The 12,393-nt window shown below is 72.9% G+C and carries 12 protein-coding genes; 9 read left to right on the top strand and 3 right to left on the bottom strand.

Annotation, left to right across the window (positions count from 1 at the left end; translation table 11 throughout):
• Positions 1-152: 152 nt before the first annotated feature.
• A complete protein-coding gene (locus tag AB0J39_RS09010; protein WP_363462858.1) occupies positions 153-1,931 on the top strand; it encodes an ABC transporter ATP-binding protein in 1,779 nt (592 codons plus the stop codon).
• Between the two features lie 21 nt (positions 1,932-1,952).
• Positions 1,953-2,981: a radical SAM protein gene (locus tag AB0J39_RS09005; protein ID WP_363462857.1), complete on the top strand. Its 1,029-nt coding sequence runs from the start codon at positions 1,953-1,955 to the stop codon at positions 2,979-2,981.
• A gap of 19 nt (positions 2,982-3,000) precedes the next feature.
• Here the strand turns inward: AB0J39_RS09005 and AB0J39_RS09000 are convergent, their stop codons facing one another.
• The gene (locus AB0J39_RS09000; RefSeq protein ID WP_363462856.1) at positions 3,001-3,918 is read right to left on the bottom strand and encodes a DUF72 domain-containing protein; all 918 of its coding nucleotides are present in this window, start codon (positions 3,916-3,918) and stop codon (positions 3,001-3,003) included.
• Positions 3,919-4,063: 145 nt separating this feature from the next.
• On the opposite strand from AB0J39_RS09000, the gene AB0J39_RS08995 reads away from it, so the two are divergent.
• From AB0J39_RS08995 to AB0J39_RS08975, 5 genes are all read left to right on the top strand, one after another.
• Positions 4,064-4,237 carry a hypothetical protein gene (locus tag AB0J39_RS08995; protein ID WP_346225289.1) on the top strand — a complete coding sequence of 58 codons (174 nt, stop codon included), beginning with the start codon at positions 4,064-4,066 and terminating at the stop codon, positions 4,235-4,237.
• Positions 4,238-4,253: 16 nt separating this feature from the next.
• On the top strand, positions 4,254-4,685 hold the full coding sequence (gene lepB / locus AB0J39_RS08990; RefSeq protein ID WP_363462855.1) for a signal peptidase I: 432 nt from the start codon (positions 4,254-4,256) through the stop codon (positions 4,683-4,685).
• A gap of 14 nt (positions 4,686-4,699) precedes the next feature.
• A complete protein-coding gene (locus AB0J39_RS08985; RefSeq protein ID WP_363462854.1) occupies positions 4,700-5,224 on the top strand; it encodes a MauE/DoxX family redox-associated membrane protein in 525 nt (174 codons plus the stop codon).
• Positions 5,225-5,242: 18 nt separating this feature from the next.
• Complete coding sequence (locus tag AB0J39_RS08980) at positions 5,243-5,788, top strand: hypothetical protein (protein WP_363462853.1); 546 nt, start codon at positions 5,243-5,245, stop codon at positions 5,786-5,788.
• 61 nt (positions 5,789-5,849) lie between these two features.
• Entirely contained in the window at positions 5,850-7,769 is a 1,920-nt protein-coding gene (locus AB0J39_RS08975; protein WP_363462852.1) for an ABC transporter ATP-binding protein, read from the top strand.
• A gap of 16 nt (positions 7,770-7,785) precedes the next feature.
• Here the strand turns inward: AB0J39_RS08975 and AB0J39_RS08970 are convergent, their stop codons facing one another.
• Positions 7,786-8,598: an AfsR/SARP family transcriptional regulator gene (locus AB0J39_RS08970; RefSeq protein WP_363462851.1), complete on the bottom strand. Its 813-nt coding sequence runs from the start codon at positions 8,596-8,598 to the stop codon at positions 7,786-7,788.
• Positions 8,599-9,074: 476 nt separating this feature from the next.
• On the opposite strand from AB0J39_RS08970, the gene AB0J39_RS08965 reads away from it, so the two are divergent.
• Both AB0J39_RS08965 and AB0J39_RS08960 read left to right on the top strand, forming a co-directional pair.
• Entirely contained in the window at positions 9,075-9,860 is a 786-nt protein-coding gene (locus AB0J39_RS08965; RefSeq protein ID WP_363462850.1) for a hypothetical protein, read from the top strand.
• Positions 9,861-9,915: 55 nt separating this feature from the next.
• On the top strand, positions 9,916-11,025 hold the full coding sequence (locus AB0J39_RS08960) for an XRE family transcriptional regulator (RefSeq protein ID WP_363462849.1): 1,110 nt from the start codon (positions 9,916-9,918) through the stop codon (positions 11,023-11,025).
• Positions 11,026-11,037: 12 nt separating this feature from the next.
• On the opposite strand, the gene AB0J39_RS08955 is transcribed toward AB0J39_RS08960, so the two are convergent.
• Positions 11,038-12,381, bottom strand: a complete 1,344-nt coding sequence (locus AB0J39_RS08955) for a glycoside hydrolase family 36 protein (protein ID WP_363462848.1) — start codon at positions 12,379-12,381, stop codon at positions 11,038-11,040.
• Positions 12,382-12,393 lie beyond the last annotated feature (12 nt).

The following is a 12,393-nucleotide window of genomic DNA, read 5'->3' as shown; positions in this document are numbered from 1 at the left end:
ACCCGGCTGGTCGCCGCCGGTGACCACCCGGTGAACGCTCACGGACGGTGAGACACCGGCCCCGGCCGGTCGCGCCCGGCGCGGCCCGGCCGGGGCCGGACTCTACGCTCTCCCTCTCCCTCTCCCTCTCCCACAGTCTTTGCGAGGAACCCGTGGACACGCAGCGCGACCAGTCCGGCGCGCCGACGGCGACGCCGCCCACGTGGCGGGTGCTGCTGCGCTACATGCGCCCGTCCTGGCGCTGGCTCGCCCTCGGCGGGCTGCTGAACCTCACGACCGGAGCGGTCGGGCTGACGCTCCCGCTCGTCGCGAGGCGGCTCATCGACGACCTCGGCGCCGACCGGCCGCTGACCGGCGTGCTGCTGCTGATGGGCCTGCTCGTCGTCGTGACCGCGGGCGTCGGCCCGCTGGGCGAGTGGGTGCTGCGCCGTACCGGCGAGTCGATCGTGCTCACCGCCCGCCGGCGCCTGGTCTCGCATCTGCTGCGGCTGCGGGTGCCGGCCCTCGACCGCGCCGAACCCGGCGACCTGATGTCCAGGGTCACCTCCGACACGATCCTGCTGCGCCAGGTCACCACCGACTCGGTGATCGGCATCGTCACCGGGAGCCTCACGGTCCTCGCGACCGCCACGCTGATGGGCCTGCTCGACCCCGTGCTCCTCGTGGTCACGCTCGGCGTGCTGGTGCTCGCCGGTGCGCTCATCCGGGTGGTCATGCCGCGCGTCGGCAGGATGAGCAAGGACGCGCAGAAGTCCGTCGGGGCGATGGGCGCCGCCCTCGAACGCGCGCTCGGGGCACTGCGCACGATCAAGGCGTCCGGCGCCGAGCACCGGGAGGAGGCCGCCGTCCACCGCTCCGCGGAGGAGTCGTGGCGGGCCTCGGTGCGCGCCGGCAAGTGGCTGGCGATCGCCGGGCACACCGCCGAACTGGCCCTCCAGGTGGCCTTCTTCGTCGTCCTGTCCGTGGGAGGAAGCCGCGTGGCCGCCGGGGCGATCGACGTGGGCACGCTGATCGCGTTCCTGATGTACGTCTTCTTCCTGGTGCCGCCGCTGCAGCAGCTCATCGGCGCGGCCGGGCAGTACCAGGTCGGCGCCGCCGCGGTCGCCCGCATCACCGAGGCGGAGCGGCTGCCCGCGGAACCGGCCGCGCCGGCCGCGACGCTCCCCGCGTCCGGCGCGGCCCCGGCGGAGCTGGAGTTCCGCGACGTGCACTTCCGCTACGCGCCGGAACTGCCGCCGGTCCATCACGGGATCAGCTTCCGCGTGCCCGCCCGGGGCATGACCGCCTTCGTCGGGCCCTCCGGCGCGGGCAAGACCACGGTGTTCTCCCTCATCGAGCGGTTCTACGAGCCGGCCTCGGGGAGCATCCTCATCGACGGCGGCGACATCGCCTCCTGGGACATCCCTCGCCTGCGGGCCGCCATCGGCTACGTCGAGCAGGACGCTCCCGTCCTGTCGGGCTCCCTGCGGGACAACCTCCTGCTCGGCGCGCCCGAGGCCACCGGCGAGGAGGTCGAGCGCGTCCTGCGCGTCGCCCGCCTCGACGCTCTGGTGGCGCGGCTGCCCGAGGGCCTGGACACCCTGGTCGGCCATCGCGGCACCCGCCTGTCCGGTGGTGAGCGCCAGCGCGTGGCCATCGCCCGCGCGCTCCTGCGCCGCCCCCGCCTTCTGCTGCTGGACGAGGCCACCTCCCAGCTCGACGCCGTCAACGAGGCGGCGCTGCGCGACACGATCGCCGAGATCGCGCGTACGACGACGGTCCTGGTCGTGGCGCACCGGCTGTCCACGGTCACGCTGGCCGACCGGATCGTCGTGATGGACGCGGGCGTGGTGCGGGCCGTCGGCACGCACGAGGAGCTGGTCGGCGCCGACCCCCTCTACGCCGAGCTGGCCGCCACTCAGTTCCTCGCCGCCTCCCCCGTGACCGCGTGAACATCCCTCTTTGGAGCATCCATGGAAACGCCCGACCGTCCGCTTGAGATCATCTGGGACATCACGTACGCCTGCCCGCTGCGGTGCTTCCACTGCTACTCCGAGTCCGGCCGCCGTCCCTCGCGTCAGCTGGAGCGGGCCGAGATGCTGCGGGCGGCGGACGCCATCATCGCGATGCGGCCCTACGGCGTCTGCCTGGCCGGCGGCGAGCCCCTCCTGGTGCCGGGCGTGCTCGACGTCGCCGGCCGCATGACGGCCGCGGGTGTGCGGGTCTCCCTCTTCACCGGAGGCTGGACGCTGCGCCCGCCGATGGTCGGGGACCTCGTGCGGACCGCCGCCAGGGTGAGCGTGAGCCTCGACGGCGCCACGGCCGAGGTGCACGACCGCGTCCGTGGCCGCCGCGGCTCGTTCGACCGGGCGATGGACGCCCTCGCGCTGCTCGACGCCGCCGCGCGGGAGCGACGCCTGGCCGGAGACACACCGCTGTCTTTCGGGATCGACTGCGTCGTCGTGCGCAGCAACTTCGACCAAATCGACCAGTTCTGCACCGACATCGCGCCGAGGTTCCCCGAGCTGGAGTACGTGTCGTTCGGCGCGGTCATCCCGGAGGGGCTGGCCAGCCGTACGGGCGTCGTGGAGCACGAGCTGCTCTCCGACGCCCAGGTGGCCCTGCTCGGCAGCCGCGAGTTCACACGCCGCCTGCGCGCGCTGGCGCCGCCGTCCGTCCAGGTGAGCGCGACCGACAACCTCGCGTTGCAGATGCACCCGGACCGTCCGTTCCTCCCCGTGCTGCAGGTCGAGCCCGACGGAGCGGTCCGGGCCATGCCGGCGTACGAGGGCACGGTCGGCAACCTGCTGACGCACACGCCGGAACGGCTGTGGGAACGCGCGCTGGAGCGCTGGCGCGACCCCTTCGTGGTCGAGACGTTGAGGTCCGTGCACACGATGGAGCAGTGGGCGGAGGCGACCCGGAAGATCGACTACCGCTTCGGCTCGGACGCCGACCGCGTCCGCATCGACCGCCGGCCGCACTTCGCGCCCACGGCCTGACGTCCCCGGCGGGGCGCGTTCACGCTCCCGGCGTGCCGCCGGGCCTCGGGCGTACGTCGCAGTCCGGCAGGCCCGCCAGGACGGCGGCGAGCTGGCGGGCGTTGGTCTGCGCGTGGTCGCGGTAGCAGTTGTTCATCAGCACGTGGGTCGTGGCCGCCCGGCCGCCGAGCTCGCGCAGCCTCGGCGCCCACCGCTTCAGCTCCTCCAGCGAGTAGCGATAGCCGAAGCGCTCGTGGATGTCGTGACTGGTCCACTTGTCGCTGTGGCCGTGGAACCGGACGACCTCCAGGTCGGACGTGGCCGCGACGACCGGCGGGATCGAGTCCGGGTAGCCCTGCGGCATGTCCACGCAGACGTACGGAATGGCGTACGAGCGGAGGAAGTCGAGGGTCTCCGCCTGGTTCTCCTCGCTCATCCACGTGTGGTTGCGGAACTCCACCGAGATCCGCAGCGGCTCGCAGCGCCGCTTGCACTCCAGGATGTACTGCTTGTTCGCCCTGCCGATCGGGAACCACCGGGGGAACTGGAAGAGCACCGCCCCGAGCTTGCCCGCCTCCCGCAGCGGCAGCAGGGCGCCGACGAACCGCTCCCAGACCTGGTCCACGACCTTCGGGTCGAGATCGCGGGCGTACAGGTTCTTGCCCGCGCCGTTCGGCCGCAGGTCCTTCGGCAGCGCGGCCGGCCGGGTCGGGTGCCGCGTGAGCAGCGAGAACGCCTTGACGTCGAACGTGAAGTCCGCGGGCGTGCGATCGGCCCACAGCCGTGCGGTGGCCTCGGCGGGCGGCGCGTAGTAGGTCGAGTCGACCTCCACCACCGGGAACACGCTCGCGTAGTGGCGCAGGCGTTGCTCGGGCGTCGTGACCTCGGGCGGATACCACCCCGACTCCAGCAGCGTCTTGTCCGTCCACGACGCGGTGCCGACCAGGATCGTCCCCATATCTCACGATAGGCGCGTCCACCGTACGCCGGTGAACACGCGGAGTCGATGTACGAAGAACGTATTCGGCCGGTATCGATATTGTTCGGCCCTTTTTTACAGTTTCGGTGACCCTGAACGGTTCTCCATTGAGAGGCGGTTCGACATGTTCACCAAAATGGCCGACCGGCTGATTTCCCGGCTGGCGCCGAAGCACTCGGCCCAGGCCGCGTGCCCCTGCTGGTATGAGGGCACCGCCTGTCTCTTCCGCAAGTGCTGCACCTACGGCGCGTCCTGCGGCACCGGCGAGTCCTGTGGCAACTGGATCCTGAACTGCTAGCCCGGACGGAGTGACGATGCTCGCGTGGACGGCCGTACTCGTCGTCGTCGCCGGCCTGGTTCTGCTGTGGCTGCGGCGCACTCTCGCCGTCGTCGTGGTGTCCGGCGTCAGCATGGAGCCGGCCTTCCACGCGAGCGACCGGCTCCTCGTCCGCCGGTCCGGGCCGTCCCGGCTCAAGGTCGGAGACGTCGTCGTGTTCGCCCGGCCCAGCCGCTACGCCGGCGAAGAACTCCTGCCGGTCGAGGAGCGGTGGATGGTCAAGCGGGTGGCGGCGCTTCCGGGAGACCCGGTGCCCGGCTCGGTCCTCCCCGTGGTCGCGCAGCCACGGGTGGCCTCCGGCCGGCTGGTCGTCCTGGGGGACAACCCGGGGGCCAGCTACGACTCACGCCAGTTCGGATTCCTCCCGGCGGCCCTCATCCTCGGGGTCGTGCTGCGGCGGATGAGCTGACCGAAGGAGCAACGGTGGACTATCTCACTGTGGGCTGCCGCAGCCTGCTGGCGCTGCTGTTCCTGGCCTCGGCCGGGGGCAAGCTGCGCGGCGCCGGCGCCTACCGGGACTTCGTGGCGGCCACCGGCAGACTCGCCCCGCGGTTCCTCCCCACCCGCTGGGCCGCGGTCGCGGTGGTCGCCATGGAGATCGCCGTCGCGGCGCTGGTCGCCGTGCCCGCGACGGCCACGGCCGGGTTCCTCCTGGCCGCCGTCCTTCTCACCGCGTTCACGCTCGCGATCCTGGCCGCGTTGCGGCGCGACGAACGGACGCCGTGCGCCTGCTTCGGCCGCTCCCGCCGTCGGCTGGGGGGCGGTCACGTGGTGCGCAACCTCCTCCTGCTGGTCGTCGCGGGGCTCGGTCTCGTGGGATCGGCGTTCGCGGCGGACGGATCGGCCGACACCGCGGGCGTCCTGACGGCCGTCGCGGCCGGCGCGGCGGGTGCCCTCCTCGTGTCCCTCGCCGACGACTTCATCGACCTGTTCAGCCCTGTCGCCTGAGATCGGAAAGGCCGCCCGATGCCGTACCTCGTCACGCTCGTCGTCCTCGTGGGTGTGCTCTGCCTGGTGAACCTCGTCCTGATCGTCGGCGTGATCCGGCGGCTGCGCGAGCACGGCGAAGCTCTCGCCGGCAGAAGCGCACAGGAACAGAACCGGCGGGCCATCCTCCCCGAAGGGGAGGTGGCGGAGCCGTTCGAGGCCGTTTCCACCGACGGCAGCGTCGTTTCACGCGACCGGTTGGAGCAGCCCACGCTGGTCGGCTTCTTCTCCCCCGGATGCACGGCCTGCCACGAGGCGCTGCCGGACTTCCTCGCCCTGGCCGCGCGCTTCCCCGGCGGTCCCGAGCAGGTGCTCGCCGTCATCCTGGACGAGAACGGCGAGCCGGGCGAGCAGCGCGAGTCGCTCGAACCGGTCGCCCGTGTGGTGGTCGAGAAGCTGGGCGGTCCGGTCAGCTCCGCGCTCCACGTCCGGGCCCTCCCCTCGTTCGGCCTCGTCGGTCCCGGCGGCAGGGTGATGTCCAGCGGCCTGCGCCTGGAGCAGGTCCTCACCACCGCCCCCGCCTGAGCGTCCGCCTCCCTTTCCGGTCCCGTCGAGTCCCATCCCGTCCAGCCACGGAGCAGCGCCGATGTCGGACACGCCCCCGCAGAACGGCCCCGCGGGCTCCCCCGAGCCGCCCGAGCCGCCTGTGCCGCCCAGGGCCACCCCCGCCGCCCTGGCCGCGGCGCTCGCCCTGGCCTGGCGGGCCGGCCCCTGGCACACCCTCGCGTACGGGCTGCTGGTGCTGGTGGAGGCGGCTCTGCCGGTCGCCACGGCCTGGCTGACCAAGTCCGCTCTCGACCTGCTCGTCAGCCGGGCGCACGGCAGCGCCTTCTGGACGGTCGGGGCCGGGCTGGCCGCCACCGGCCTGGCGTCGACCGTGCTGCCGCACACCTCCGGGTATCTGCGTCAGGAGCTGGCCCGTCGCACCGGACGGCTCGCCCAGGACCGGCTGTTCGCGGCCGTGGAGCGGTTCGCCGGCCTGGGCCGCTTCGAGGACCCGGTGTTCCACGACCGCCTGAGCCTGGCCTACCAGTCGGGCGGCGTGGCGCCGAACGCGGTGGTCGGGGGAACCCTCGCGACCGCCCGAGGACTGGTCACCGTGCTGGGCTTCCTCGGCTCGCTGCTGGTGATCAACGCCGTGCTGGCGGTGGCGGTCCTGGCCGCCGCGGTGCCCGCGTTCCTCGCCGAGCTGCGGCTGTCGCGGCAGCGGGCCACCATGCTGTGGCGGATCGGACCGGTCGAGCGGCGGGAGCTGTTCTACCGTCAGCTGCTGACCAGCGTGCGGGCGGCCAAGGAGATGCGCCTGTTCGGCGCGGGACGATACTTCCGCGAGCGGATGATCGCGGAACGCGCCGCCGCCGACGCCGAGCGGCGAGGGCAGGACCGCCGCGAACTCACCGCGGAGGGCGGGCTGGGCCTGCTGTCGGCGGCGATCGCCGGGGGCGGCCTGATCTGGGCGCTGTTCGCCGCCGCCGGCGGACGCATCACCGCGGGCGACGTCGCGCTGCTCACCGCCTCGATCGTGGGCGTCCAGGCCGCCGTCGCGGCGCTGGTCGGCGAGGTGACGACGGCCCACCAGCAGGTGCTGACGTTCGGCCACTACCTGGCCGTGGTCCGGGCCGGGCCGGACCTCCCCGTACGCGAGCGGGCGATCGCGCCGGGGAACCTGCGGCAGGGCATCGAGTTCCGCGATGTCTGGTTCCGCTACTCCCCCGGCCATCCGTGGACGCTGCGCGGGGTTCGTTTCACCATCCCCGCGGGCACGGCGGTCGGACTGGTGGGCCGCAACGGCGCGGGCAAGAGCACGATCGTCAAGCTGCTGTGCCGGTTCTACGACCCGGTGCGGGGCTCGATCCTGTGGGACGGCGTGGACCTGCGCGACCTCGACCCCGCCGAGCTGCGGCGGCGTGTGGGCGCGGTGTTCCAGGACTACATGGAGTACGACCTGACGGCGGCGGAGAACATCGCGGTCGGCGACCTGAGCGACGGCCGGATGGACCTCGACGACGGCCGCATCGAGGCGGCCGCGCGCCGCGCCGGCGTGCACGAGACCGTCGCCGCGCTGCCACGCGGCTACCGGACGATGCTCACGCGCATGTTCTTCGGCCCACCCGGCGAGGGGGCGGACGCCGAGAGCGGGATCGTGCCGTCCGGCGGCCAATGGCAGCGGCTGGCGCTCGCCCGTGCGCTGCTGCGCGACCGGCAGGACCTGCTCATCCTGGACGAACCGAGCTCGGGCCTGGACGCCGAGGCGGAGCACGAAATCCACACGAGGCTCCGGGCGCACCGGGCCGGGCGCACGAGCCTGCTGATCTCACACCGGCTCGGCGCGATCCGGGAGGCGGACCTGCTCGTCGTGCTCGACGAGGGGCGGGTGGCCGAGCGCGGCACGCACGAGGAGCTCATGCGGCTCGGCGGCCTCTACCACCGGCTGTTCCTCCTGCAGGCACAGGGTTACCAGGAGCAGACCGTGGAATCCCTTCCGGGCGGATGGCCGGGACCGTGAGATCCGGTCGCGACGGTCAGCGGCGGCTCGGGCGCCGGGGGCGAGGGCAGGCCGTCTTCCTGGGCCGCCACCCGATGGCGGGCCCGGCCAGCCGAGGGTCGCGGTTGAGCATGAGATGGTGCAGCTCGGTGAGCTCGGGCCCCGGTTCGATGCCGAGGTGCAGATTCAGCGCCTCCCGCGCCTCGCCGTAGACGGTCAGCGCCCCCGCCACGTCTCCCGTCCGGTAGAGGGCGACCATGAGATGGCCCCAGAGCCGCTCACGTGTGGGACGCAGCGCCAGAGTCTCCCGTAGCCCGCCGATGACCTCGGCGTGTCGCCCGAGAGCCAGTCTCGCCCGCGCCGCCTCCTCAACCGCCAGGAATCGCTGTTCCTCAAGTGCGTCGAGCTGGGCCGCGACTCCCACCGTGCGGGGAACGTCCTCGGCCGCGCCGCCCCGCCACAGCCCGAGCGCCGCGGTGAAGTGACGCAGCCCTTCCGTGTGGTCGCTCCTCGCCATCGCCTCCCGTCCGTGGCGCAGCGACTCACGGAACTCCAGCACGTCGAGCTCTTCGTCGCAGACCCTGAGCGAGTAGCCCGGCGGCCGGGCCCGCAGACGGTGGTCGTCCAGCCGCCTGCGCAGCAGGTTGACGTAGCTGCGGACGTTGGCGAGCGCCGACTTCGGCGGCCGATCCTCCCACAGCGCGGCGAAGAGCCGCTCGATGGAGACGGGTCTGTTCGGTTCGAGCAGCAGGCAGGTGAGGAGGAGACGCTGTTTGGCCGCACCGAGGTGGACGGGTTCTCCGCCCTGCCACACCTGAACCGGACCGAGAATGCCGAACCTGAGGCGCATCCACCCCTCCCCGACTTCGCTCCCAAGCTGTGGGAGCGCTCCCAGGGGACGGTATGCGCCTGTCGATCAGGTGTCAACGATGTTCTGTATTCGTTTACAGGAAATGACGGACACCCGGAAACGGTCAGCCGTTTGGTCGTCGCGACGCCTGCGGCCTGCGTTGACGCAGGACGCTGACGTGCGGCGACGCGTGGGTGTCACGGCCCGCACACCGTCCGTGCGCCCCGGCTGCGATTAGAAGCCGATGTACACCAAATGAAAGCTTCACCTGCCCGGTTCACCCGTCGGCGGGCCACCCGGTCCGGGCTTCGGCTCCGTCGCGGCGGCGGGACGAGGCCGGAGATCGCGTCGCACCGACCGGGCGGGATCGCTGCGGCAGGAGTGACCCGTGAAGCGCCGGCGGGTCTATGATGTCGGAAAATAAAGCGCCTCCGGTGTCCCGGCGGCCGCTTAAAGCATGCACACCGGAGGTGGCGATGCTGTCGACCTGGGCCCTGGAGACGTTCGGCCCGCGTGCCGAGCAGATCCGCCACGGAGTGGCCGAGGCGCTGGCGCTCGCGCTGGAGAACGCCCAGGACGCCCAGAAGACGGCACGGACCGACCACCTCCACCCGTTCGGCTTCACGCTGATGTCGCGCAAGTTCGAGGCGCTCGCCCGCACGTTCGCCGACATGGCCGACGTGGAGATCATCAAGCCGCCCGGCTCGCAGCACGAGCTCGTCGTGCTCGGCGGCAACCTGCTGTTCCCCTTCCGCTACGCCAAGGACCGCTCGGTGAGCGTGGTCAACGCCCGGATCGGTGACGGCAGGCCGTCCGGGCTGGTCCAGGCGTTGTTCACCCGGTTCGGCCCGCAGCCGTGGGCCGAGCAGCTCTCGCTCGGCGGCGTCGAGGCCGCCCTGCCGGAGCCCGCGACTCCGGCCGCCCGTGCGCTCACCCGGCTGCCGGAGGACACCCGCCTGGTCCTCATCGCGTACGCCTGCAACGCGCGGGCCGGTCTCCTGGACGTGTGGTGGGGCGAGGCCGAACTGCTGGACCGCACCGGCAGCCTGCACTGGCACCACTGCGAGGAGATCCCGCTCGCCGGGGCCCTGCCCGCCGGGCTGCCCCTAGTGGCCCCGGCCGGGCAGGAGGCCCCGTTCGCCGGGGGCGCGATGCCGGCTCCGGAGCTGAACCCCCGGACACGCCACGAGCGCGCGACGGCCCTGCCCACGACCGGCGAGGCGCCGTACGCACCGGACGCCGCGGTTCATGAAGGACGGTAGGCGGCTCCGCCCGGCCGGGGATGGAGGCATCCCACCCGGACCGAGCCCGCAGGCCGTGGCGGACGCCTTCGACGGCACGCGGCTCACGCAGGCGCGGCGGCTGGCCGCGCTCACCAAGAAGGAGGTCGCCGAGCGCATCGGGGTGTCACCCGCGGCGGTCGGCCAGTACGAGGCCGGGGTCACCCGGCCGCGTCCCGACCTGGTCCCGCTCCTCTCCGAGGTGCTCGCCGTCCCGGCGGCCTTCTTCCTGCCCGGCCGCCCGCACGGCAAGCTGGACGGCTCGATGGCGCACTTCCGCAGCCTGCGCTCCACCCGGGCCTATCAACGGGCCAAGGCGGCGGCCTTCGTCGAGCAGGTCTGGGAGCTGACGTACGCGCTGGAGAAGCGGGTGCGGCTCCCGCACGCCGACCTGCCGGGGTTCGCCGGTGGCGAGGTCGACTCGGGCAGCGCGCTGCCGCGTGACCCGGCGGGCGCTGCCCGTGCGCTGCGCGCGCACTGGGGGCTCGGCACCGGGCCGATCAGCCATCTGGTGCGGCACATGGAGTCCCGTGGGATCGTCGTCGTCTTCCCCGAGGCCGACGAGGACTCGGTGACGGTGGACGCGTTCTCCACCTCCAGCCTGCCGCGGCCCATCGTCGTGCTGACACCCAACCGGTTCGACGACGTCTACCGGCACCGGTTCACCGCCGCCCACGAGCTGGGACACCTGGTGTTGCACGGGGACGCCGCGGCCGGGGACAGCCAGCAGGAGCGCGAGGCGGACTCGTTCGCCGCGGAGTTCCTCACCCCGCGCGAGAGCATCCTGCCGAGGCTGCCCGCCCGGGCCGACCTGCGGCGGCTCGCGGAGCTGCGCCGCGTCTGGGGCGTGTCGGTCGACTCGCTGCTGTACCGGTGCCGCGAGGTGGGACTGTTGTCCGACTCCGCGGCCGGGCGCGCCTACCAGCGGCTCGCCGCGCTGCGCGACCAGCCGGGCTTCGCCACCGAGCCGGTGTCGGGCTACCCCGGCGAGCAGCCCGTCCTGCTCAGCCGGGCGTTCGAGATGGCGGCGGCCGAGACCGGGCTCACCGTGCCCGCGCTCGCCCGGGAGCTCGCCTGGCCGATTCCGAGGGTGCGGGAGCTGATCGGCCTGCCCGCCCACCGCCCGGAGCTGAGACTCGTCCCCTGAGCGGCGTCTGAATCAGACGAGCGGGGCGGGGTCCCCGGGGGTGAGCAGGCGCCGGGTGGTCTCCAGGCCCCACGCGTCGAGGCCGTACAGGCGGTCGCTGGAGGCGCGCAGGCCGCCGTAGCGCTCCACTGTGCGCGCCCAGTCCTCCCGGCGCTCGACCTCCGGGCGGAGCATCAGGCAGTCGGGGTCGTTGATCCAGAACCTGCCGTGCTGCCAGGCGCGGGCGACGGTGTTCCTGGTCGCGTTGGCCTGGCTGGGCTCGGTCGGATGACCTGTGGGGCTCTGCCAGTAGGCGGCGATGTCGGGGCCGACCCGCATGGCGTCGACCATGCCGACCGAGGGCAGGATCGGGGCGCCGCAGCCCAGCAGGTACGCCTCCGGCCCGATCGCCTCACGGATGAGCCGCAGGCCGCGCCGGTAGGCCTCCACGCCCGTCACGTCCTCGTGGCGGCGGCCCTCCAGCGCCCCGGCGTACACGAAGTCGATTTTGACGTAGTCGACGCCCCAGCCGCGCATGGTGCGCAGCACGTCCGTCAGGTATTCGGCCGCGCCGGGGTGCGTGAGGTCGAGCGCGGCGCAGGAGTCGCCGAGGACGTCTCCCGCGACGACGGGTTCTCCGCTCTGCGGATCGGTGACCAGCCATTCGGGGTGGGCCGAGAACAACCCGCTCTCGCGCGCCACGATCATGGGGGCGATCCAGATGCCGGCCCGCCGTCCGTGATCGCGGATGCGGCGCAGCAGACCGGGCAGGTCGTCGAACCGGCCCGAGGAGAGCAGCCAGTCGCCCGGCGCCGCCTGGTAGCCGTCGTCGATCTGCACCACGTCCACGGGGAGCGCCAGGTCGTCCATGGCCGCGAGGTTCTCTTCGACGTCCCGCTGCGTGACGCCGGAGAAGTACTGGTACCAGGAGCACCAGACCGTGGGCGACGGGCGCGGCCGCACACCGCCGGCCTGCTCGGCGAAGGCGTCGCCCCAGCGGGCCAGCGCCGCCTCCAGGCCGCCGTCGGCCGTCGTGTGGCGCACGGGGGCGTCCGCGGCGATCACGACCTGCCGGCCGTACGGCCGTGCCTCGACGACCGGGACGCGAGCGGCGGCGCTCTCGGCCCCGAACACGTGGACCGGCCCGCCGTCTCCGGGATCGACCGCCAGCAGCCCCTCGCCCCGGAACACGCCCTCGTCGGGGGCCGAGCAGTAGTGGCAGTCGATGACGAGCGAGTTCGGCAGCGTCACCCGGTACGGCGTCTCGGCCAGCGGGAGGGGGGCCGTCAGACTCCAGGACTGCCAGCCCTCGGCGTACACGCGGGCCCTCGCCGGGTCCACGTCCAGTGTGGTGATGTCCTCGGTCGCGATTCTCATCACGACCAGTCC

The sequence above is a fragment of the Microbispora sp. NPDC049633 genome (assembly GCF_040675265.1).
Lineage (GTDB): Bacteria > Actinomycetota > Actinomycetes > Streptosporangiales > Streptosporangiaceae > Microbispora > Microbispora maris.
Note: the sequence above shows the minus strand (reverse complement) of the source record. Positions and strands in the feature narration are given on the sequence as shown.